The following is a 23,990-nucleotide window of genomic DNA, read 5'->3' as shown; positions in this document are numbered from 1 at the left end:
TGACGGTCAACGCAATACCTCCTAAATACAGAAAAAATAACTATCTTCGTTAGCGGGCAAAAAATCCGACCCAACGATGAAACCTTTCTTCACCCAACTTCGCGACACCTTTTTTGGCGGGCATCATCTTTTTGCTGCCCATTTTGGTATTGGTGGTTTTGTTTACCAAGATTTTTCAATTCCTGACGGGTTTCACCAACAAAATTGCAGCGCTTTTTGGACTCAAAAGCTTTGTGGGTGTTTCAGGCGGGACCATTGTGGGCGCGGTCAGCTTGATCCTTTTTTGTCTTTTGTGCGGGTATTTGGTTCGCATCGCGTTCTTCAAGGCGATCAGCAAATGGGTCGACCGGAAACTGATGGCCAACATCCCGGGCTACTCGATTTACCGCGAGATGGCGCTGTCCAAACTCGAAGACCACGACAAGGCGCTACCTTTTGAATCAGTGGTTTGGGTCAAACGCGACGCAGCCGAACAACCCGGATTCTTGATGGAAACCATGCCCGATGGCCGGCTGGTGATCTTTTTTCCCACGGCAGGGAAAACGCTCGAAGGCGAAGTGATCGTCATCGCGGCAGACCAGGTCCGTAAAATGCCCGAAACCGATATGAAAGCGATGAAGATCGCACTCGACAACCTCGGCATCGGGCTGTCGAAGATCCCGACGCGCTGACATCGTCAAAAATCAAAAAAGAAAAACCAGACGGCGGCCCATTCCCTGCGGACACCACGGGCGTATCCAATCGTGGCGCGGCTGGCGTTTTCGATCGTTCCATCGTTTTTGATGTAGCCCAATTTACTTCGGCTGGCATTTTCGACGGTGCCGTCCGGCTTGACGTAACCCAGGGTCGATCGGCTTGCATTTTCTACAGTCCCGTCGTTTTTGATGTAGCCGATGGTCGAACGGCTGCTGTTCTCGACGGTCCCATCGTTCTTGATGTAACCCAATGTCGACCTGCTCTGGCTTTCTACCGTACCGTCTGTTTGGATATACCCCAACGTACCGCGGCTTGACGATTCGATGGTTTGGGCATTGATCCAAAATGGGAGCAGCAAAAAAAGCAATACTTTCATCTATCAAAAAATATAATCGGTACTCAAAAAGTTCGAATCATGGTCACGCACGATGGCGTTGAACAGTTGTTTGTTGGCCTCGGTCGATTTGGTGGCCACAAGCGAGCGTATCGAAAACGACCGCAGCGCATCGAACACCGAAAGCGTCCCTTCGGCGCTGTCCTTGCGTCCCGTAAACGGAAAAACATCGGGACCGCGTTGCGCCTGGCAATTGATGTTCACGCGGCTCACCAGGTTTACGAACGGGTCGATCAATTGCGCGACCTCGGCAGCATCGTTGCTAAAAATGCTCACCTGCATGCCATGGCTTGCCCCGATTTGGTAGCGCACTGGTTCTTCGATCGAATCAAACGGCACCACAGGCACGATGGGCCCAAACTGTTCTTCGTGGTAGAGTTTCATTTGGTCGTTCACGGGGAAAACCACGGCCGGGAACACCATCGATTGGTTGGTATAACCACCGTTACCGTTGACAATCTTCGCGCCCTTGGCCACCGCATCGTCCAGACAAGCTTTAAGATAATCGGGTTTGTCGGGTTCGGGCAACGGGGTGATCCTTACCCCTTTGTCCCAGGGTAGCCCTGGTACGAGCGCGCCTACTGCTTCGGCCAACTTGGCGACAAATACATCGGCGATCTGGCGTTCGACAAAAACCAGTTTGAGCGCCGTGCAACGTTGTCCGTTGAACGAAAGCGCCCCGAGCAGTATCTCTTCTACGGCCACGTCCAGATCGGCATTTCGGGTCACGATGGCCGCATTCTTGGCGTCCAAACTCAAAATCGCGCGCAAGCGGTTGGGTTTGGGATGCAGTTTCTTGAGCGAGACCGCCACCTTGCTCGAACCGATAAACGCCAGCACATTGACCTTGCCCGATTCCATGAGCGGCGAAATGATCTCGGCCCCGCGCCCGTACAATGTATTGACGGTTCCCGCCGGAAAAGCCTCGCGGAACGCCTCGAGCAACGGATAATGCGCCAATACGCCGTGCTTGGGCATCTTGAACAGGATCGTATTGCCCATGATCAGCGCGGGAATCAGGGTCGTAAAGATTTCGTTGAGCGGATAGTTGAACGGCCCCATACTGAGCACCACGCCCAGCGGCGAGCGCCGAATTTGCGCCAGTACGCCCTCGGCCTGCTCGAACCTTGACGATTGGCGGTCGAGGTCTTTGAGTGCATCGATCGTATCGTTGATGTACACCACGGTACGGTCGAACTCCTTGGTCGAATCGGCCACACTTTTGCCGATTTCCCACATCAGCAGTTTGATGACTTGGTCGCGTTTTTGGATCATCAGATAGACGAATTTTTGCATGCACGCGATGCGTCCTTCGACGCTCATTGTTGGCCATTCGCCCTGTCCGTCGGCATAGGCCGCTACGGCGGCATCCAGCGCTTCGAGCGATTCCTTGGGAGAGACTTGCGGAATGGTCCCGACGAGTTTTCGCTTGAGCCCTTGTTCGGTAGGCACGTACACAGGCGAATAGACTTCGGCCACTTCGCCGTCCCACGGCACGAGTTGGCCATTGAGCAGGTATTCGCGTTGGTGGATGGGTGTGAGTTGGTAGGCCTCGGGGATTTGCGTTTCGTCTACAAAGAGCCCGTCTATGGCCGCAGTGGTGGTTTGATTTTCCATGTTGGTGTAGTTAGACTTTAAATGTACGAATACTGTGCGATAACGCGTCGAAAATTTATCCACACCGCCAAACCATTTATTTAATAAAACGATGGGATTCCGTTATCGATTTGTTGCGTATTTTTACACCCAAAATCCATCGAATGGCCAGCCGCAAACAAGAAAACGACCTCCCCAAATCTAAAGTCACCGCCAGTTCATTGGGCAAAGCCGCCCAGATTTTCGCGTACGCGCACGGCCACCGCTGGAAATTCTACATCGGATTGCTGTTCCTGTTGCTCACCGGTGCCACTGCCCTGGCCTTCCCCAAACTGATGGGCATGCTGGTCGATTGCGTCAAGGAAAAAAATCTCAATCAGGCCAATACCATCGCGCTCACGTTGCTGGGCATTTTGTTCCTGCAGTCGTTCTTCTCGTTTTTCAGGTTGTCGTTGTTTGTCAATTTCACCGAACACACCCTGGCCAACATCAGGCTGTCGGTCTATGGCAACCTTGTCAAATTACCGATGACGTTCTTTTCGCAAAAACGCGTCGGCGAGCTCAATTCGCGCATCAGTTCAGACATCACCCAAATCCAGGACACGCTCACGACCACCATCGCCGAGTTCCTGCGTCAGTTTATCCTGATCGTGGGCGGGGTCATTTTGCTCGCGAGCGAAAGCCTCAAACTTACGCTGCTCATGCTGGCCGTAGTGCCGCTGGTGGCCATTGCGGCCGTGGTCTTTGGACGGTTCATCCGGAAATACGCCAAAAGTGTACAGGACCGCGTGGCCGAAAGCCAGGTCATTGTCGAGGAAACCCTGCAAGGCATTGGCGTGGTCAAGGCGTTTGCCAACGAATGGTATGAAATGGCGCGCTACAAAGGCAAGATCCACGAAGTCGTGAAACTCGCGATCAAAGGCGGACAATACCGCGGCTATTTCGCGTCGTTCATTATTTTTTGCCTGTTCGGATCGATAGTGGCCGTGGTTTGGTTTGGCGTACAGCTCAGCATCAACGGCGAGATGAGCGTGGGCAAATTGATTTCGTTTGTGTTGTATTCGATATTCGTCGGTGCGTCGTTTGGCGGCATCGCCGAATTGTACGCGCAAATCCAAAAAGCGATCGGCGCCACCGAGCGCGTGTTCGAATTGCTCGACGAAAAACCCGAAACCATCGGGCACCGGAACGCTGTCAAAATCAACGGCGAAGTCACGTTCGAGCACGTGGCGTTCAGCTATCCGACACGTCGCGAAATACAGGTCTTGAAAGACGTGAGCTTTCACGCCGGTTCAGGGCAGAAAATCGCAATCGTCGGGCCGAGCGGTGTGGGCAAGTCGACCATCGCTTCGTTGCTGTTGCGGTTCTACGACATCAATGGCGGGCAAATCCTGATCGATGGCCAACCGATTGCAGACTATCCGCTCGAGGTGCTGCGCGGCAACATGAGCATCGTACCGCAGGACGTGATCCTGTTTGGCGGTACCATCCGCGAAAACATCGCCTATGGCAAACCCGATGCGACGCAGCAGGAAATCGAATTGGCGGCCCAACAGGCCAACGCGCTGTCGTTCATCGAAGGCTTCCCCGAACAATTCGAAACCATTGTCGGCGAACGCGGCATCAAACTCTCGGGTGGCCAACGCCAACGCATCGCCATTGCACGCGCGTTGCTCAGGAATCCGAGCATCCTGATCCTCGACGAGGCCACGTCGTCACTCGACAGCGAAAGCGAAAAACTCGTACAGCAAGCGCTCGAGGTGTTGATGGAAGGCCGCACGAGCATCATCATCGCGCACCGGCTTTCGACGATCCGCAACGCCGATCAGATCTTGGTGCTCGATCAGGGAAAAATCACCGAAAAAGGTACGCACAAGGAATTGCTGTCGATCGAAAATGGCGTCTACAAAAACCTGAGCAACCTGCAGTTCTCGAATTCCTAAAAAAAGCCACCCTAAGGCAGCTTTGATTTTTATCGTTTGAGCGCGAAGTGCGCCTTGAATTCCCTTCGTATTTGCTGATCCAGATATTCGACGACAAACCAGTAATCGGTGGCCGGCAGCGGATAACCGTTGAGCGTGCCGTCCCAACCTTCGCCGCCCGGGCTGATTTGCTTGAGCAGCTTGCCGTAGCGATCAAAAATCGAAATCTTCGAAGTGCGTTGATCGGCCAAGGCGCTGATGTTCCAGGTATCGTTGTAACCATCGTGGTTGGGCGTAAAGAATTTCGGATAACCGATGACGGTAAAGGTTTGCGTGATGTCGGTACAATCGTCCTGGTCGCGCACATGGATGGTGTGTTCGCCCAAGGTGAGTCCCGTAAATACGTTCGAACGTTGATAAGCCCCGTTGTCGAGTTGGTATTCGTAATCGCCCGAACCGATCACCGTGATCGTGATCACCGGATTGTCGATGAACGCTTCATTACCGGAAATAATAGCCACTTCGGCCACCTCGGTTTCGAACACCGAAGTATCTACAGGATACGACACGCAACCCGTATGAATGTTGGTCGCTACCACGGTATACTGTCCTTCTTCCATCGCTTCATAGGTGCTGGCCGTGGCCCCCGGGATCGTCGCGGTGTTGTGCGACCATACAAAATCGTGGTCGGCATCGCTCAGTCCGGCGTCGAGCACATAGCTCCTCATGACCACGCCTGTGGTCGGGTTGCGGCAAATGACGCCTGAAACCAGGTGCGGTTCGGGCAGCGGATGTACCGTCACCGTCACCAAAAGTGGCTGGCCGACACAGCCCGCGGGAGATGTCGGAACCACCGTGTAGGTCACCGTTCCCGCCGAAGTTCCCGTTGCGGCCAAGGTCTGTGAAATCGATGGTCCGTTGCCATCGGTCGCGCCGCTGACGTTGTTTTGGGTCACGGTCCATACATAGGTTGTTCCGGGAACATCACTCGTTAGACTGATGTTGGTCGTATCGTCGGTACAAATCGCGCCGCCGTTTGGCGTGGCTACGGCTACTGGCGTGGCGTTGATCGTCACCGTAGTCGATACGGGCGCAGGTGAACATCCGCCCAATGCAGGCATCGCATACGTCACCGTGTATGTGCCGGGTGTACTTAACCACGGACGAATACCACCGGTGGTCGCGTTGATGCTCAACCCCGCACCCGCCGAGAAAACCCCGCCGCTGTAATGGGCGGTTCCCGAGAGTTGCACCGCTTGCGCCGCGGTAACCGTTGTACAATAAGGTCCGTCGTAGGCAATAGTGGCCGTCGGCATCTCGGTAATGGTGACCGAAGTGCTTGCGATGACCGAAGGACAATTCCCCGAAGCCAACGTGGTGTAACTCACCACATACGTGCCCGGCATACTGCCCGACGGGTTGATAGCGCCGGTCGCCGTATTCAAACTGAGTCCTGGCGTAGACAAAAATGTACCACCAAGATAAGCCGCTGTACCGGTCAGGCTGATCGATTGCGCCGAAGTCAAATTGGTACAGTACGGCGTGTTGGGATAGGCCATGGTTACGGTGGGCAGTTCGGTAATGGTTACCGTGGCCGTGGCCACTACCGATGTACATCCTGCCGAAGCTGGAATCGTATAGGTAACGGTATAACTGCCCGCCGTCGATAACGATGGGTTGATGGCACCCGTCGAGGCGTTGAGGTTAAGCCCAGCCGTCGTGCTAAAAATTCCACCTGTGAAACTGCCCGTTCCCGAGATCACCACATTTTGCAAAGCGGAGCTGTCGGTACAAAAAGGACCGTTGTACGAAATAACCACCGTCGGCAACGCATTGATCAAAACCGATGTCGTGGCCGTCACTACCCCGCAACCGCCAAACGCCGCAATGGTATACGTTACGGTATGGCTGCCCGTCGTCGAAAGCGACGGATTGATGGCACCCGTGGCCGTGTTGATATTCAGCCCCGTCGTACCGCTGAAGGTACCGCCTGTATAATTCCCTGTTCCTGACAGCGCAACGGCTTGCGGAATATTGTTCGACACGCAAAGCGGCCCTGCATAACTTAAGGTTGCCGTCGGAAGTTCGGTAATGGTCACCGATGTCGATGCCGAAACAGCCGCGCATCCTCCCGAGGCCAGCGTAGTGTAGGTCACGGTATAAGTGCCCGGTGTCGAAAGCGACGGATTGATGGCACCGCTGCTGGTGTTCAGGCTCAGCCCAGAAGACGCGCTAAAAATGCCGCCTGTAAACGCACCTGTACCATTGATGACAACCGGCTGCAGATTACTTTCAGAATCACAAAACGGTCCGTTGTAAACGATGCTAACCGTAGGCAATGCCGTGACGACGATTTGCGTTTGAACGACCACCGCTGGACAAGGCCCACTTGCTGGAACCGTATAGGTAATCGTATGCATCCCTGCAGCGATAAGCGATGGCGTGACCGCGCCCGTAACCGGATCGATGCCCGCGCCAAAGCTCGCGCTGAACACACCTCCTGTATAATTTCCTGTTCCCGAAAGCGTTACCGGCTGCGCAATGGTTTCGGATTGACAGAACGGGCTGCCCGCATAGCCGATGGTTGCAGTCGGCAACGCTTCGATGGCTATAGAAGCAGTGGCCGTTACCGCAAGGCAGCCGTTGCTTGGCGGGGACGTATAGGTCACGGTATAGGTGCCCGGTTGCGAAAGATTGGCTTGGATGTCGCCGGTAGTACTGTTGATCAAAAGTCCTGCCGACGAAGAAAACGTACCGCCCGTAAAAATACCTGTACCGGTCAACGTGACGGCTTGGGCTACTGAATCACTCGAGCAAAAAGGCGTATTGTAGACGATATGGGCCGTCGGCGGTGGCGTAATGTTGACTGTTGTGGTGACACTCGTCGACGGACAACTGCCCGATGCAGGAATCGCATAACTCACCGTATAATTGCCCACGGTCGACAGCGAAGGGTTGATGGCGCCTGTAACCGGATGGAGGTCGAGCCCAGACGGCGCGCTGAAGACACCGCCAGAAAACGCGCCCGTTCCGCTGATCGATGGACTGTAAACCGTAGGGTCGGTGGCGCAAAACGGCCCTTCGTAACTGATGGTGGCCGTAGGCGGTGCTTCAACCACAACATTGGTAGTGGCCACGACCATCGGACAGCTGCCCGAAGCGGCAATCGTATAAGACACCGTGTAGGTGCCCGGCGTAGACAACGAAGCGTCGATCATCCCCGTAGTCGTATCAATCTGGAGTCCTGCCGGAGCGGCGTATGTTCCCGCGGTAAATGAACCTGTCCCCGTGAGTGACGGGGCTTGCAGCGAAGTATCAGAACCACAGAATGGATCGGCATAATCGAGGGTCGCGCTTGCCGGTGCGGCAATCACCACCGATGTCGTCACGTTGGTCGATGGGCAACTCCCCGCTACCGGAATCGTATAGGTCACGGTATAGGTTCCCGGTGTAGACAACGAAGGATTGATGTCACCTGTCGTGGTATTCATCGCCAATCCCGATGGTGCCCCAAAGATACCGCCGCCAAACGCACCCGTTCCGGTGAGGGTCGGCGGATATAAAATACTGTCGGACGTACAAAATGGTCCGGCATAACCGAGTGTCGTCGTTGGTGGCGCTTCGATCGTTACCGATGCCGTCACGTTGGATGGTGCACAGCCGCCCGTGCCGGGAACAATATAGGTAACAATGTAACTACCTGCGGTCGACAACGATGGGTCGATCGCACCCGTATTGGCATCGAGCTGTAATCCCAAAGACGCACTGAACGTACCGCCCGTAAATGCTCCTGTTCCGGTGAGTATCGGCAAATAGGTATTGGTGTCCGATGCGCAAAATGGTCCCGTATAAGACAGCGCCGCGGTAGGTGCCGCCACGATAACCACCGAGGCGTTGGCCACCGTCGCCGGGCAACTACCAAAAGCCGCCACGGTATAGGTCACGGTGTAGTTTCCTACGGTCGACAAAGACGGATCGATGGCACCCGTCGTTGCATTTATCGTCAGTCCTGCGCCCGCCGAGTAGTTGCCGCCTGTAAACGCACCTGTACCCGTAAGTGTCGGCAAATGCGTACTGGCATCAGATGCGCAGTAAGGCCCACCGTACACAATGTTGGCCGTCGGCGGTGCCGAAACCACTACCGAAGCAACCGCAGTACCCGCGGGGCAACTGCCCGAGGCTGGGATGGTATAGGTTACCGTATAGCTTCCGGCGGTCGATAGCGAAGGGTTGATGTCACCCGTCGCACCGTTGATGCTGAGTCCTGCCGGTGCGCTGTAAGTCCCGCCCGTAAAAGAACCTGTTCCGGTCAAGGTAGGCCCATAAAGTGTGGTATCGGATGCACAGAAAGGGCCACTGTAACCGAGGGCCGCCGTGGGTGACGGGTCGATCGTCACCGAGGTATTCACATTAGAAGCCAAGCAACTGCCCGAAGCAGGAATGGTGTACACCACTTGATACGTCCCTACCGTTGAAAGCGAAGGGTTGATGGCGCCGGTCGCGGCATTGATGCTCAAGCCGGGTGGCGCGCTAAAAGTACCGCCGGTATACGATCCGGTTCCGCTTAGCGTTGGCAAGTAGGTGTTGGTGTCCGACACACAAAAAGGCCCGATGTAACTGATGTTGGCCGTTGGCGGTGTCTCAATGGTCACCAAAGTCGTTGCGCTGACGGCAGGACAACTGCCCGATGCCGCAATCGAATAGGTCACCGTATACGTTCCCGCGGTCGACAACGAGGCATCGATAGCCCCTGTGCCCGGATCGATCTGTAACCCCGCAGGCGCGCTGAAGCTCCCTCCTGCCCCGGTTATCGTTGGCGTGTGTAACGTGGTATCGGCGGTACAAAACGGCGAAGCATAACTGATGCTGGCCGTAGGCGCGGCAGAAATGGTCACCGACGTTGTAGCCGTTACAACCGAACAACCTCCCGAGGCCAAAATGGTATAGGTTACAGTATGGGTTCCTACCGTTGAAAGCGAAGGATTGATGGCGCCGTTGGTTGCGTTGATAGACAATCCCGCAGGTGCGCTGAAGCTACCGCCCGCAAAGCTTCCAGTCCCGGTCAATGTTACCGATTGCAAGGTCGTATCGGTTGCGCAAAAAGGGTCGGTGTACGTAATGCTTGCGGTCGCGGGTGCAGAAATAGTAACCGATGCCGTCACGTTTACCGCAGGACATCCGCCCGTCGCCGCAATCGAATAGGTCACCGTATACGTTCCCGCGGTAGACAACGAAGCGTTGATTGCACCCGTGGCCGCGTTGATGCTCAAGCCGGCCGTCGACGAATACGTCCCGCCCGTATAACTACCCGTGCCCGTGAGCGTCGGGTTTTGCGCCGTCGCATCCGATGTACAATAAGGACCTGTATAGGCGATGTTGGCCGTCGCTGGTGCAGAAATCGTGACCAATGCCGTCGCGTTCACCGCAGGACATCCACCCGCCGCGGCAATCGAATAGGTCACCGTATACGTTCCTGCTGTCGACAACGAGGCGTTGATCGCACCCGTGGTGGCGTTGATACTCAGTCCAGCCGTAGACGAATATGCCCCGCCTGTATAGCTTCCCGTACCCGTGAGCGTCGGGTTTTGCGCCGTTGCATCCGATGTACAATAAGGTCCCGTATAGACGATGTTGGCCGTTGCGGGTGCAGAAATCGTGACCGAAGCCGTCGCGTTCACTGCGGGACATCCACCCGCCGCGGCAATCGAATAGGTTACCGTATACGTTCCTGCGGTCGACAACGAGGCGTTAATCGCGCCCGTGATGGCGTTGATGCTCAGCCCTGCCGTAGACGAATACGTCCCACCCGTATAGCTTCCCGTACCGGTGAGCGTCGGGTTTTGCGCCGTTGCATCGGATGTGCAATAAGGACTTGTATAAACGATGGTTGCCGTTGCAGGTGCCGAAATCGTGACCGATGCGGTCGCATTTACCGCAGGGCATCCGCCCGCTGCCGTAATCGAATAGGTCACCGTATAAGTTCCCGCCGTCGACAACGAAGCGTTGATCGCACCCGTGGCAGCATTGATGCTCAGTCCTGCCGTAGACGAATATGTCCCGCCTGTATAACTACCCGTACCCGTGAGCGTTGGGTTTTGCGCCGTCGCATCGGAGGTACAATAAGGACTTGTATAGGCGATGTTGGCCGTTGCGGGCGCTGAAATAGTGACCGATGCCGTCGCGTTCACCGCAGGACATCCACCCGCCGCCGCAATCGAATAGGTAACCGTATATGTTCCCGCGGTAGACAACGAGGCGTTGATCGCACCAGTGGTGGCGTTGATACTCAAGCCCGCCGTAGACGAATACGTACCGCCGGTATAACTGCCGGTACCTGTGAGCGTCGGGTTTTGCGCCGTCGCGTTCGAAGTACAAAAAGGACTTGCGTAAGCGATATTTGCCGTTGCAGGCGCCGAAATCGTGACCGGTGCCGTAGCCGTAATCGCCGGACAACCGCCCGATGCAGCAATGGAATAGGTGACGGTGTACGTTCCCGCTGTCGAAAGCGAAGGATTCACCGCCCCCGTCGACGCATTGATGTTCAAGCCAACCGTGGATGTGTAAGTGCCACCCGTAAAAGCGCCCGTACCCGTGAGTGTAGGATTTTGTACAACCGCGGTCGACGTACAATAAGGCCCTGCGTAGGCAATACTGGCCGTACCGGTGCCTGAAATGGTCACCGACGCCGTTGCGGTCACTTGTGGGCATCCGCCCGACGCCGCGATGGTATAGGTCACGGTATAGGTTCCTGCGGTCGAAGCTGCTGGATTGATCGCACCCGTGGTGGGGCTCAAACTCAATCCGGCCGCCGAACTGTAGGTGCCCCCCGTAAAGCTTCCGGTTCCAGTGAGCGTCACGTTTTGCATGACCGCACTCGAATTGCAATACGGCCCTGCCGGGTAACTGATCGAAGCCGTAGGCGCGGTCGTCGAGGTCAAGACCACCGAACCAAAAGCCGCCGTACAACCCACATAATTGGTGGCCAGGTTGGTGTAGTTTCCGGCGTTCAATCCGGTGATGACGGCCACTCCGGCTGCGTTGCTGGTCACGTTGGCCGTAGATGGCGTGCCGTCGTCGAGGTAACTGACGGTGTAGTTGGTATTGGAATCGAGTCCAGAAATGGCAATGCTTCCGTTGGTGCCGCCGCATGTGGTGGGATTGGTTCCCGCGAACGTCGGACAAACAATCGAACAATCGGTCGATCCAGCGCCGGGCGATCCGGCATTGGTTTGGGTCATGGAAATGTACCCGGGATCGCCGTCAAAATTGGTGATCAACACCATATAAATCTGCCCTACTTGCGCATTGGGGATCGTCGCGGTTTCGATGGCTGCTGGGTCGTAGCTGCAATCGATTACATTCCCAAAGCACAAATGATCGCCCGCGCACGTACCTTGCGTAAAATCGGCGCAGGCCGCGGCCGCATTCGAGAACGGTCCCCAAATGGCATAGTCGACATCGAGTCCGGTACCCGTTCCGTTGGGTCCTGTGGTTTGTTCTATTTCGAGGTTGATGTTGCCCGGAATGTCGACCTCGAGAAAATACCAGGCCGGGTTGGGCGCTGTAAACAAACAAGTGTAAGTGGTCACATCGGCAGGAGCATCGGCCGCGCATCCGTCCTGGATGTTGGGAAATTCGAGTGGCCCTGCATCGGCACAAAACGGCGAAGCGCCGCTACAAACGGCATTGCTGGGTATCGGAATCGGAACGCCGCCCGGTGTGTTCGTACAGGAAATGGTCGCCGCCCAGCCCGAATATTCGATGCTGCCATCCGACACAAACACTACCGTGATACAACCCGAGGCATGGCTTGACGCAATCACGTCGCAACCCGCAGGCGCGGTATCTCCGTAAGTGCCAATGATAGTACCCGAGGTGTTCGGTCCGTTGTAAATGGTCATGTAGTCAAAGGGCTGGCCTTCGATATCGAACTGCGTAAAATTCAGTTGGATGTAACTTCCTGCCGATGGCGGGCAGAATGTCATTTGATACGTTTCTAAAATTCCATAATCGCCGGCCGCCCCACCCGAATCGTAAAAAGTACCCGAGCATGTAGTGACCGAGCCGTTCTGCATGTTGTACACCTGGGCCTGCAGCCCGAAGGAAATCAGCGAAACCAGTAGGAATAGTTTTTTCATGGCTATTTAACTGGGTTGATGATGATCAGGAAATCGGTGTTGTCGAACCTATAGATTTCCCGCTTTTTGGACGACATCGGAAAATGGTACTTGAGCGGATTGAAAGTCTTGGGATCGCACACCGCATCGCGCGAAAGCCCCTTGTTGTACTTGTTCTGTAAGGCGAGTTCAGACAAAAGCGCAAACTTTTTGCCTTTGAGTTCGGGATGGTTTTCGACCGCTACGCGCGACAAGAAATCTTCGAGTAAGGCGCGCCTGTTCGATGGATTTGAAAAAACCAGCGCATCGGCCTGATCGGCAAATACTTCACGGACAAAACCTTCGAATTGCGCGGCGGTGTATGGACCTGTCGTCGCAAAAGAGAAAAATAGGAGACCTAATACAGCGAGTAATGTTTGCTTCATGTTCTAGTTTTTGGGGTAAAACACCGACGAAATACACTTTATATCGTCGTATTTGCGACATCAGTAAAAAAATGTAAGTTTTTTCACTGAGTATCATCGTATTACGGAGGCAATATAAAATATTTTAGATTACAATTACACATTTGACAACAATCTTGCTAACAAACCGCATGAATAACCTATAATTTAACACATTAACACGAAAATTCAAGTCACTTTATAACAAGTAAGTACAAAAAAACCCGACCAAACGGCCGGGTTTACTTTATCGTTTACAACAGGTTAGCTTTTTGCCTTGCGTCTGTCTCGTTCGGTTTTAAGCAATGTAAGTTCACGGCTGGTTTGCCCTGCCACCGAGGTGTTCTCCTCTGCCCTTCTGATCAGGTACGGCATCACATCGCGCACGGGCCCAAAAGGCAAGTACTTGGCCACGTTGTAGCCGTGCTGTGCAAGGTTGTAGCTGATGTTGTCGCTCATGCCGTACAACTGCCCGAACCACACGCGCGCGTCGTTTTTGGCGATGCCTTTTTGCGCCATGATGTCGATCAATTTATAGGAGCTCTCCTCGTTGTGTGTCCCGGCAAAAATGGCCATGCGGTCGAGGTGGTCGGCCATATACTGTACAGCTGTGTCGTAGTTGATGTCGGTCGCTTCCTTGGATTCGCAAATCGGGGTCGGGTATTCTTTTTCCTCGGCGCGCTTGTTTTCTTTTTCCATGTAGGCACCGCGCACGATCTTCATCCCAATGTAAAAGCCCTCGGTCTTGGCTTGCCCGTACAAACGCTCGAGGTATTCCATACGGTCGTGGCGGTACATTTGAAGTGTGTTGAACACGATGGCTTTCTCTTTGTTGTATTTGCGCATCATGTCGTCTACGATGTCGTCGGCGGCATCCTGCATCCAGCTTTCCTCGGCGTCGATGAGCAGCGCCACGTTTTTTTGCTGCGCCGTCCTGCACACGATGTCGAAGCGTTCGATCACACGCGCCCATTCGACTTCTTCGTCCTTGGTGAGGCGTCTTTGTTCGCTTACTTTCTGATACAAATCAAAACGACCGAATCCCGTAGGCTTGAACACTGCAAACGGGATGGCCTGGCGTTCGGCCGCAAAATCGACGGTCTTGAGTGTCATGGCAAGCGCCGCGTCGAATTGCGCCTCTTCTTCCTTGCCTTCGACCGAATAGTCGAGTACCGACGAAACGCCCTTGGTAAACATTTTATCGACCACGGGCAAACAGTCGTCTTCGTTCACGCCACCGCAAAAATGGTCGAACACCGTCGCGCGGATGAGTCCTTCTACGGGCAAATGCGCCTTGATCGCAAAGTTGGTCACCGCCGTCCCGATGCGAACCAGCGGTTCGTTGGCGATCATCTTGAACAAAAAATAGGCACGGTCGAGTTCGGTATCGCTCTTGAGTGCAAAGGCCACTTGGGTGTCGTTAAAAATTCTTTCCATCGGATTTTTGTTGATTACGCAAAGATAATTTTAGTTGTCCATCAAATTGCGAATCCGTGACAAAAATTTTAAGACGAATTTGCGATTACCATACTTTTATATACAAACCGTCGATAAAACTTTGTGAATTTGGTGGGCCGCCAAAAGATTAATGCGTTATTTTGCGTGACCAAAGTTAAACGCATGCAATCGATTCCTGCCAACGGCTATGCCATCCATTTTGGCGACACCGCTTATGATTTGTTGAACGCCCACATCGCCGCGCAGCACTATTCCTCGATTTTTATCCTGGCCGACACGCAGTCGAACGAATATTGCGTACCCAGGCTGTTGCCGCTAATGGCCGTCGATATCCCCATCGAGATCGTCGAATTTGAATCGGGCGAAAGCGCAAAGACCATCGACACCTGTGTGCAGCTTTGGACGTTGCTCACCGAACTGGGCGCCGACCGAAAATCGCTGATCCTCAATGTAGGCGGCGGCGTGGTGACCGATCTGGGCGGATTCGTGGCCAGTACGTTCAAGCGCGGCATCGACTTTATCCACATCCCGACCACGTTGCTGGCCATGGTAGATGCGTCGGTGGGCGGCAAGAACGGCGTCGATTTGGGGCATCTCAAAAACCAGATCGGGGTGATCCGTACGCCGCAAATGGTGCTCATCGATACGCAATTTCTCGAAACGCTGCCGCAAAACGAAATGCGTTCGGGGTTGGCCGAAATGCTCAAGCACGGGCTTATTTTCGACAAAGACTATTGGGCGCAATTTCTCGATTTGCAGGCCGTCGATTTTGCCGATTTCGACGCGCTGGTGTGGCGTTCGATCGAAATCAAGAACCAGATCGTGATGCAGGATCCCACCGAGAACGGCATCCGCAAGGCGCTTAATTTTGGGCACACCTTGGGGCATGCGATCGAAAGTTATTTTCTGGAAAGTCCCGACAAGACGACGTTGCTGCACGGCGAAGCGATTGCGGCGGGCATGGTGCTCGAAGCATTCCTTTCACGCGAAAAAAACCTGGTGACGCCGCAGGAATATGCGCAAATCAAGTATGTTTTGACCGATATTTTCGGCAAGCTCGATTTTGCCGAAACAGACCTCGAACCCATCATTGCGTTGCTGGTACACGACAAGAAAAACGAATACGGTCACATCCAATTTGCTTTGCTGGATGGAATCGGAAAAATAAAAACCAACCAATCATCTGACAATGAATTGATTAGATTGGCTTTTGCAGATTACAAATCTTAATATTTTTTTAATAAAATCGGTTGCAAATCACTAAGTTTATTTTTTACATTTGCCCAGATGAACAAAAACCAAAACCCGAGCCACCGCGCGCCTTTGCAAGGCAAACCCAACACAAGCCGCTTTTGGCCGTTGCGCAAGTTGGCGGCACTTAAGGGATTTGTTTTTTTTGAATCGTCGCCCATAAATCAGGAGAAATTGCCTATCGTCTATGCGAATATTAGGGTTTGAGAAAGACTTGAATCGCACGTCTTAATTCTCAAACCTAAATAACAAACGACAGCAATGAACACCAAATACATCGACCTGATCAACCAGACCTACTATTTCCCTCAGGAAGAATTCACGCTCAACAAAGACCATCTCGAATTCCACAAGATCGATTTGATGAAACTGGTCGAGCAGTACGGCACGCCGCTCAAGTTCACCTATCTTCCGGCGATCTCGAACAACATCAAACGCGCCAAGAACTGGTTCCGCAGCGCGATGGAAAAGAACAAATACGAGGGCAAATACTACTATTGCTACTGTACCAAGAGTTCGCATTTTTCGTATGTGATGAACGAGGCGTTCAAGAACAACATCCACATTGAAACTTCGTCGGCATTCGACATCAACATCGTCGAGAATTTGCTCGCACAGGGCAAGATCAACAAATCGACCTATGTGATCTGCAACGGATTCAAACGCGACCAATACATCGAGAACATCGCGCGGCTCATCAACAACGGGCACAAGAACACCATTCCGATCATCGACAATTACGAAGAACTCGATTTGTTGACCTCGGAGATCAAGGGCAAATTCAAGATCGGTATCCGTATCGCGGCCGAGGAAGAACCCAAATTCGAATTCTATACCTCGCGGCTTGGCATCGGCTACAAGAACATCGTGAGTTTTTACCGCAAGCAAATCCTCGAGAACCCGAACCTCGAACTCAAGATGCTGCACTTTTTCATCAATACCGGCATCAACGACACCGCTTATTATTGGAACGAATTGGTCAAGTGTATCAAGGTGTACATCGCGCTCAAACGCGAATGTCCTTCGCTCGACGGGCTCAACATTGGCGGCGGATTCCCGATCAAGAATTCGTTGGCGTTCGAATACGATTACCAATACATGATCGACGAGATCCTGAACCAGATCAAGATTGCCTGCGACGAAGAAGAAGTCGAGGTACCGAACATTTTTACCGAATTCGGCTCGTTTACCGTGGGCGAATCGGGCGGCGCGATCTACCAGGTTTTGTACCAGAAACAACAAAACGACAGAGAGAAGTGGAACATGATCGATTCGTCGTTCATCACCACCCTGCCCGATACGTGGGCCATCAACAAACGCTTTGTGATGTTGGCCGTCAACCGTTGGAACGACACCTACGAGCGCGTGCTTTTGGGCGGCATGACGTGCGACAGCGACGACTATTACAACTCCGAGCAGAACATGAACGCGATCTATCTGCCCAAATACAGCAAGGAGAAACCGTTGTACATCGGGTTTTTCAATACGGGTGCCTACCAGGAAACCATTGGCGGCTACGGCGGATTGCACCACTGCTTGATCCCGCAGCCCAAGCACATTTTGATCGACCGCGACGAAAACGGCATCCTGGCTACCGAAGTATTCTCTGAAGCGCAAACCTCTGAGGATGTGCTCAATATACTGGGCTACAAATAATTTTTTAGTTGATAAATTTTGGTTGGAGTTTTAAGAAAAAAAGTTTTTCTTTGAAAAGGCCAACCGCTCAAATACAAACACCATGAGTAAAGGACCCATCAGCCAATTTATAGAGAAACACTACCTGCACTTTAACGCGGCAGCCTTGGTCGACGCGGCCAAAGGTTACGAAGCCCATTTGCTCGACAACGGCAAAATGTTGGTTTCACTGGCGGGCGCGATGAGTACGGCAGAATTGGGCAAATCGTTGGCCGAAATGATCCGTCAGGACAAAGTGCACATCATCTCGTGTACGGGCGCCAACCTCGAAGAAGACATCATGAACCTTGTCGCGCACAATTCGTACAAACGCGTACCGAACTACCGCGACTTGAGCCCGCAGGAAGAATGGGACTTGCTCGAGAACCATTACAACCGCGTGACCGATACGTGTATTCCCGAAGAAGAAGCATTCCGCCGTTTGCAATCACATTTGTTCGACATCTGGAACAATGCCGACAGCAAGGGCGAGCGTTATTTCCCGCACGAATTCATGTACCAGATGATCAACTCGGGCGTGCTCGAGCAATACTACGAGATCGATCCGAAGGATTCGTGGATGGTGGCCGCAGCCGAAAAGAACCTGCCAATCGTGGTACCGGGCTGGGAAGATTCTACCATGGGTAACATCTTCGCGTCCTATTGCATCAAAGGCGAATTCAAGGCCACGACCATGAAGAGCGGCATCGAATACATGATGTGGCTGGCCGATTGGTATACGAAAAACTGCGCAGGCAAAGGCATTGGATTTTTCCAGATTGGCGGCGGTATCGCGGGCGATTTCCCGATTTGCGTCGTGCCGATGCTGTACCAGGACATGGAAATGCACGATGTGCCGTTCTGGAGCTATTTTTGCCAGATCTCCGATTCGACCACAAGTTACGGGTCGTATTCGGGCGCCGTACCGAACGAAAAAATCACCTGGGGCAAACTCGACATCACGACGCCTAAATTCATCGTCGAATCGGATGCCACGATTGTCGCCCCGCTCATTTTTGCATACCTACTTGACTATTGATATTTTATGAGAAGAATTATTGTCGATTATTCTAAACTGACCAACGAAATCCTGAACCTTTTGGTCGAAAGGTTTCCGGACGGCTACGACGATTCGAACATCATCCGTTTCCGCAACGCGCAGAACGAGTTGATCGAAGCCGTCGAGGTTCGTACCGAAGACACGATCTATCTGGTAAAAGTAAGCACCAAGCTCGCGAGCCGTCTCGAAAATTTCGAGGACGAAGACGACGACATGGTCGACGAAGTGGCACCTATGGAAAACATCAAAGGCATGGACATCGAAGACGATGACGCCATTGACGATGACGAAGAAGAAGTCGATGTGACCAAAGATCCGGGCGGATCGGACGAAGGTGACGACGAAGGTGACGACGAAGATGACGACGACGACGAAGACGACGATTATTCCGATTCGGACGAAGACGACGAAGACGAAGACGACAGATAATACCAGGAACCTTCGGGTTCCTTTTTTTATGGAAAACTACCGCGACATCAACAAAAAGCTTTGGAACGACAAGGTCGACTTCCACCTCGCGTCCGAATTCTACGACCAAAAAGGATTCATGGCCGGGCGCAGTTCGCTCAACGGGATCGAGCTGGCGTACCTGCAGGACATCGCCGGAAAAAAAATCCTGCACCTGCAATGCCATTTTGGGCAGGACACGATTTCGCTGTCGCGGATGGGCGCACACGTCACGGGCGTCGATTTTTCGGACAAGGCGATCCAGGTCGCACAGCAAACCGCCACGGCCTTGCAAGACGACACACGTTTTATTTGTTGCGACGTGTATGATTTGCCCAATCATCTGGACGAAAAGTTCGACACGGTGTTTACCTCGTACGGCACCATCGGCTGGTTGCCCGATCTTGATCGCTGGGCCAAGGTCATTTCACATTTTTTGAAACCAGGCGGTGAATTGGTATTCGTCGAGTTCCATCCGGTCGTGTGGCTGTTCGATGCCAATTTTGAGCGCATCGCCTACTCCTATTTCAACACCGAAACCATTGTCGAAACTACAGAAGGCACTTACGCCGACAAGGACGCGCCCATCGCCAACCAATCGGTCAGTTGGAACCACCCCACCGGCGAAGTCCTGAACGCTTTGATCCAAAACGGATTGACCATCGAACGTTTCGACGAGTTCGACTATTCGCCCTACGATTGCTTCAACGGGACGGTAGAATTCGAACCGGGCAAGTTTCGCATCGCTTCGTTGGGCGATAAAATTCCGATGGTGTTTGCCCTGGTCGCGCAAAAAAGATGATTGCGTCGTTTGCGCCCATCTTGCCTGCAGCGCCAAAAATCTTGATTTTGGGCACCATGCCCGGCGCCGTATCGTTGGCCGAACAGCAATACTACGCGCACAAACAAAACCACTTCTGGAAAATCCTGTTTGCCGTCCTTGCCGAAGTACCCGTTCCCGATTCGTATGCCGAACGTCTTGAATTGTTGCACGGTCACGGTATCGCTTTGTGGGATGTGCTCGAATATTGTGAACGTCAGGGCAGCCTGGACAGCAACATCCGCAACCCCAAGGAAAATGACATACTCGGCTTATTGGAAAAACATCCTTCGATTACCGACATTGTGTTCAACGGACAACAAAGCCACAAATTTTTCACCAGGGCGTTCGGGCAAATTACGGGTGTCGCGCTACACGTGATGCCGTCTACGAGTCCCGCGCATACGATGAAATTTGAAGACAAACGCGCGGCATGGTCGCAGGTCATCCGACGTTCGACTATTTGACACCTAAAGGTACCGCTCCGTAAAAACCTGCTGGTGGTGGTTTTGGTGGCCGATGATCACGAACCCCAACGCCCGCACCGACATCGGATTGCCCGAAGCCGTACCTATGCGTCCCATCGTCTGGTCGTCAAAAGTCTTGAACAACGCAATCGTCGCCTGACGCACGACGGCCAATTCGGTCAACAAATCCTGGATGCTCCTTTGGCTGCCATGGGCTTCACGCGCGTAGTCATCTTCTTCGAAACTTGGCAAAGGCGTTTGGTCTTTTCGCGCAAAACGCAGCGCGCGGTAGGCAAAGATGCGCTCGGAATCGATCAGGTGTTGCAGGATGTCCTTGATGGTCCACTTGCCCGGTGCATACCGGTAATCGAATTTGTCCATCGGGATCTCGCGGACAAAACGGATCAACCGATGCACCGAAATCTCGAGCTCGTCGAGCAATTCGACCTCGCCCGCCCTGTCGATGTAATTTTTGTAATAGGGCGCATATTCGCCCGAAGTAAGGATACTGGTTTTCATGTCATGCGGAATTTCGGCTCGCGTTGGTGTTCCCGAACAGCGATCGTGTTACCATTTTTTGATAGATGTTTCGCAAATCGTCGTCGGGCTCGGCCGAGGCGTTGATCTGGTTGATTTTCTGCAACGCATATTGTTGGATGACCAACAAAGGGACCACGATGTGTTCGCGCGCATCGATAGACGCCTTGCCGTCGGGGTAGTTCTCCATCAGGGTCTCGTGCCCGGCAATCTTGAGCAACAGACGTTTGGCCTGCGTGAACTCGTCGAACAGGATTTTCCAAAAATCGCCGAACTCCGGATCGTCCTTCATGTAGGCGGTCAAAGGAAAGAAACACTTGGCCAACGACATCATGCTGTTTTCGAGCAGCGTCCTGAAAAACAGCGAATGGTGGTACAAATCCTGTACTTCCTGCCAGCGTCCGCTTTCTTCGAACATACGCAAAGCCGAACCCACGCCGTAAAAACCCGGAACGTTTTGTTTGATCTGGCTCCACGAACCCACAAACGGGATGGCGCGCAAATCGGCCAGGTCGAGCTTTTCGGACGTACTGCGTTTGGACGGCCTGCTGCCGATGTTGGTTTTCGCATAATATTGCAACGTACTCATTTTTTCGAGGTACGGGATAAAGCGCGGATGTTGTTTGAGTTCGAGGTAGCGGTTGTACCCGACTTCGGCCAACGCATCGAGTGTTTGTTTTTGCGCGCCCGACAATACGCTGCTTTGTTTGTCGTACAAATGATTGTTCAAGCCCGCGCTGAGCAAATTCTCGAGATTGTAACGGCACGAATCGCGCGTCCCGAAATTCGAGCTGATGGTTTGTCCTTGTATGGTGAGTTGCAATTCCCTGTTTTCGATTTCGGGCCCCAACGATGCGTAGAACTTATGGGTCTTGCCGCCGCCACGCGCGGGTGGGCCGCCGCGTCCGTCAAAGAAAATCACTTCGATGCCGTATTTGCGCGATACGGCTGTCAGGTTTTCCTTGGCCTTGTAGATGCTCCAATTGGCCATCAGGTAGCCGCCGTCCTTGGTGCCATCCGAAAAACCGAGCATGATGGTCTGGCGGTTGCCGCGTTTTTTGAGGTGCGCCGCATACCCGGGGTTGGTATAAACCTGTTCCATGATGTCGTGCGCCTTCTTGAGGTCGTCGATGATCTCGAACAGCGGCACGATGTCTACCGAAGGCTCGGGCCAGCCGCCCAGTGTGAACAACGCCAGTGCCTCGACAATGTTGAGCGCGCTTTCGCAATTGCTGATGATGTAGCGGTTGGCGCCTTCTTCGCCATTGTGCTGTTGGATGGTTTTCATGACCGATACCGATTCGAGCGTACTGCGCACCGTTTCGTCGGTAAAATCGTTTGCATCGAATCGGGCGTTCAGGTGCGAGGCCGCCGCAATCCTATCGGTTTCGGCCATCGACAGATAATCGGCAGGGAACGACGCGGGATGATCGAGCGCCAACCGTTGGAAAACCTGGTCGTGGATCTTGCTGTTCTGACGGATGTCGAGCGTGGCGAAATACAACCCGAACAACCGCAATTTGTGCAACAAGTCCTCGACCAAATCCAAATACAGCGATTGGTGTTTGTCGATGAGCAGTTGCTTGATCTGTTCGAGTTTGTCGTTGAGTTCGGCAACGGTCACGCTCGATCCATTCGATTCGTACGCACTGCGATACACTTTCAACTCGATGTCGGTTAAAATGGGCGTGATGTGCGAAAAAGTGAGTCGTCGTTTGAGATTGCGGATGTCGCGGTAGTAGCATTTGAACAAGGTCGAACGCAAACGCTCGGCCACCTGCAGCGAAATCGCGGTGGTCACAAACGGGTTGCCGTCGCGGTCGCCGCCGGGCCAAAACCCAAAATTCAGGATCCGGTTGGGCACGGGATCGCCGTCAAAAATATTCTTGCGGATGTATTCGAGCATCTCGCCCGCGGTTTGGTAAAACACATTCTCGAGGTACCAGGTAAGGCTCACGGCTTCGTCAAACGGCGTCGGTTTTTCGCTTTTGATGAACGGTGTCTTGCCCAGTTGCGAGAGCAGTTCCTTGATTTGCTGCAGGTCGTCGGTTTTGATGGCGCGCGTCAAATCGGTGATGATGCCAAGCACCGAGCCCGGATAAAACTGCGTGGGATGCGCGGTGAGCACCGTCCTGATCTTGTAATCGGCGAGCAGTTCCTTGAGTTTTGCTTTGTTGTGGCTTGCGTCGGCCGTTTCTTTGATGTCGCGCAGCGAGCCATGTCCTTCGAGGTTGTTGATCGCATCGAAGGCCGCGTCCTCGATCGCGTCGAACAAAACGATTTGCCGTTCCACATACTGGATGAACCGAAAGAGCATGTCGATGCGCTCGCGCTCGGTGGCATGTTCAAGGTATTTCTGGGCGAACGTATCGATGATTTGCTGCGGATTTTGCTCCTGTTGCAAGCCGCGTTCGCACACTTCCGAAAACAACGGCAACAACGACCCCGTACTGCCTATCGTATCGAACGGCAAGGTCAAAAACACGCTGTTGTAGATTTGGTACTTGGAAAGTACGTGTCGGTTGAAACGTTCTATTTTGGGCAGCGTATACATCGGCAATTTTTGGTTTAAGATAATAAAAAAACCCAAGCGTTCACTTGGGTTTTACATATTGTTTCGACAGATTACATGTTCTTGAAGATCGTGTGCATCAGTCGTTTTTTGTCGTTGATGCTTTCTTCGAGCGAGATCATCGTTTCGGTGCGGTACACGCCTTCGATGTCGTCGATCATGAAAATGACGTCCTTGGCGTGCTTGGTGTCCTTGGCACGGATCTTACAAAAGATGTTGAACTTGCCCGTGGTCACGTGCGCAACGGTCACGAACGGAATTTCGTTGATGCGTTCGAGTACGAACTTGGTCTGAGAAGTATTGTTCAGGAAAACCCCGACATAAGCGATAAACGAATAGCCGAGTTTTTCATAGTCGAGTGTCAAAGACGAGCCCATGATGATGCCCGCGTCCTCCATCTTTTTTACCCTCACGTGAACGGTACCGGCAGAAATCAGCAATTTTTTGGCGATGTCTGTAAAAGGAACCCGGGTGTTGTCGATCAACATGTCCAAAATTTGATGGTCGACTTCATCTAAACGAAACTTGCTCATAAA

Annotated in this window: 16 protein-coding genes; 8 read left to right on the top strand and 8 right to left on the bottom strand. The window is 53.1% G+C overall.

All coding sequences use genetic code 11. The features are described from left to right. Positions 1-113 precede the first annotated feature (113 nt). Complete coding sequence (locus BLP55_RS03335) at positions 114-671, top strand: DUF502 domain-containing protein (protein WP_091140908.1); 558 nt, start codon at positions 114-116, stop codon at positions 669-671. A 5-nt stretch (positions 672-676) separates the two neighbouring features. Here BLP55_RS03335 and BLP55_RS03330 read toward each other — a convergent pair whose 3' ends face one another. Both BLP55_RS03330 and BLP55_RS03325 read right to left on the bottom strand, forming a co-directional pair. Beyond that, positions 677-1,072, bottom strand: a complete 396-nt coding sequence (locus BLP55_RS03330) for a 5-fold beta-flower protein (protein ID WP_091140907.1) — start codon at positions 1,070-1,072, stop codon at positions 677-679. Between the two features lie 3 nt (positions 1,073-1,075). Continuing rightward, positions 1,076-2,707 carry an NADP-dependent glyceraldehyde-3-phosphate dehydrogenase gene (locus BLP55_RS03325; RefSeq protein ID WP_091140906.1) on the bottom strand — a complete coding sequence of 544 codons (1,632 nt, stop codon included), beginning with the start codon at positions 2,705-2,707 and terminating at the stop codon, positions 1,076-1,078. A 143-nt stretch (positions 2,708-2,850) separates the two neighbouring features. Between BLP55_RS03325 and BLP55_RS03320 the strand changes: the two genes are divergently transcribed. Next, on the top strand, positions 2,851-4,629 hold the full coding sequence (locus BLP55_RS03320; protein ID WP_091140905.1) for an ABC transporter ATP-binding protein: 1,779 nt from the start codon (positions 2,851-2,853) through the stop codon (positions 4,627-4,629). 29 nt (positions 4,630-4,658) lie between these two features. On the opposite strand, the gene BLP55_RS03315 is transcribed toward BLP55_RS03320, so the two are convergent. The 3 genes from BLP55_RS03315 to BLP55_RS03305 all read right to left on the bottom strand — a co-directional run bounded on the left by BLP55_RS03315 (position 4,659) and on the right by BLP55_RS03305 (position 14,605). After that, complete coding sequence (locus tag BLP55_RS03315) at positions 4,659-12,746, bottom strand: T9SS type B sorting domain-containing protein (RefSeq protein WP_091140904.1); 8,088 nt, start codon at positions 12,744-12,746, stop codon at positions 4,659-4,661. Positions 12,747-12,748: 2 nt separating this feature from the next. Next, a complete protein-coding gene (locus BLP55_RS03310; RefSeq protein WP_091140903.1) occupies positions 12,749-13,150 on the bottom strand; it encodes a hypothetical protein in 402 nt (133 codons plus the stop codon). Between the two features lie 282 nt (positions 13,151-13,432). Then, entirely contained in the window at positions 13,433-14,605 is a 1,173-nt protein-coding gene (locus BLP55_RS03305) for a proline dehydrogenase family protein (protein WP_091140902.1), read from the bottom strand. A gap of 183 nt (positions 14,606-14,788) precedes the next feature. Here BLP55_RS03305 and aroB point away from each other — a divergent pair, with 183 nt between their 5' ends. The 6 genes from aroB (at position 14,789) to BLP55_RS03275 (ending at position 20,345) form a co-directional block, all read left to right on the top strand. Beyond that, positions 14,789-15,856: a 3-dehydroquinate synthase gene (gene aroB, locus BLP55_RS03300; protein WP_091140901.1), complete on the top strand. Its 1,068-nt coding sequence runs from the start codon at positions 14,789-14,791 to the stop codon at positions 15,854-15,856. A gap of 282 nt (positions 15,857-16,138) precedes the next feature. Further along, positions 16,139-17,533: a type III PLP-dependent enzyme domain-containing protein gene (locus tag BLP55_RS03295; protein ID WP_091140900.1), complete on the top strand. Its 1,395-nt coding sequence runs from the start codon at positions 16,139-16,141 to the stop codon at positions 17,531-17,533. A gap of 82 nt (positions 17,534-17,615) precedes the next feature. Next, positions 17,616-18,590 carry a deoxyhypusine synthase family protein gene (locus tag BLP55_RS03290; protein WP_091140899.1) on the top strand — a complete coding sequence of 325 codons (975 nt, stop codon included), beginning with the start codon at positions 17,616-17,618 and terminating at the stop codon, positions 18,588-18,590. 6 nt (positions 18,591-18,596) lie between these two features. After that, a complete protein-coding gene (locus BLP55_RS03285) occupies positions 18,597-19,040 on the top strand; it encodes a DNA primase (RefSeq protein WP_091140898.1) in 444 nt (147 codons plus the stop codon). Positions 19,041-19,068: 28 nt separating this feature from the next. Beyond that, on the top strand, positions 19,069-19,860 hold the full coding sequence (locus BLP55_RS03280; protein WP_091140897.1) for a class I SAM-dependent methyltransferase: 792 nt from the start codon (positions 19,069-19,071) through the stop codon (positions 19,858-19,860). Then, positions 19,857-20,345 carry a DNA-deoxyinosine glycosylase gene (locus tag BLP55_RS03275; RefSeq protein WP_091140896.1) on the top strand — a complete coding sequence of 163 codons (489 nt, stop codon included), beginning with the start codon at positions 19,857-19,859 and terminating at the stop codon, positions 20,343-20,345. The genes BLP55_RS03280 and BLP55_RS03275 overlap by 4 nt, the downstream gene beginning before the upstream one ends. Before the next feature lie 3 nt (positions 20,346-20,348). Here the strand turns inward: BLP55_RS03275 and BLP55_RS03270 are convergent, their stop codons facing one another. The 3 genes from BLP55_RS03270 to BLP55_RS03260 form a co-directional block, all read right to left on the bottom strand. Beyond that, on the bottom strand, positions 20,349-20,864 hold the full coding sequence (locus tag BLP55_RS03270) for a DinB family protein (protein WP_091140895.1): 516 nt from the start codon (positions 20,862-20,864) through the stop codon (positions 20,349-20,351). A 1-nt stretch (position 20,865) separates the two neighbouring features. Further along, positions 20,866-23,436 carry a phosphoenolpyruvate carboxylase gene (locus tag BLP55_RS03265; RefSeq protein ID WP_091140894.1) on the bottom strand — a complete coding sequence of 857 codons (2,571 nt, stop codon included), beginning with the start codon at positions 23,434-23,436 and terminating at the stop codon, positions 20,866-20,868. Between the two features lie 71 nt (positions 23,437-23,507). After that, positions 23,508-23,987 carry an Lrp/AsnC family transcriptional regulator gene (locus BLP55_RS03260; RefSeq protein WP_091140893.1) on the bottom strand — a complete coding sequence of 160 codons (480 nt, stop codon included), beginning with the start codon at positions 23,985-23,987 and terminating at the stop codon, positions 23,508-23,510. Positions 23,988-23,990: the final 3 nt, after the last annotated feature.

Source organism: Flavobacterium caeni, assembly GCF_900101895.1.
GTDB classification, from domain to species: Bacteria; Bacteroidota; Bacteroidia; order Flavobacteriales; family Flavobacteriaceae; genus Flavobacterium; species Flavobacterium caeni.
This window is presented reverse-complemented; position numbering and strand designations above follow the sequence as displayed.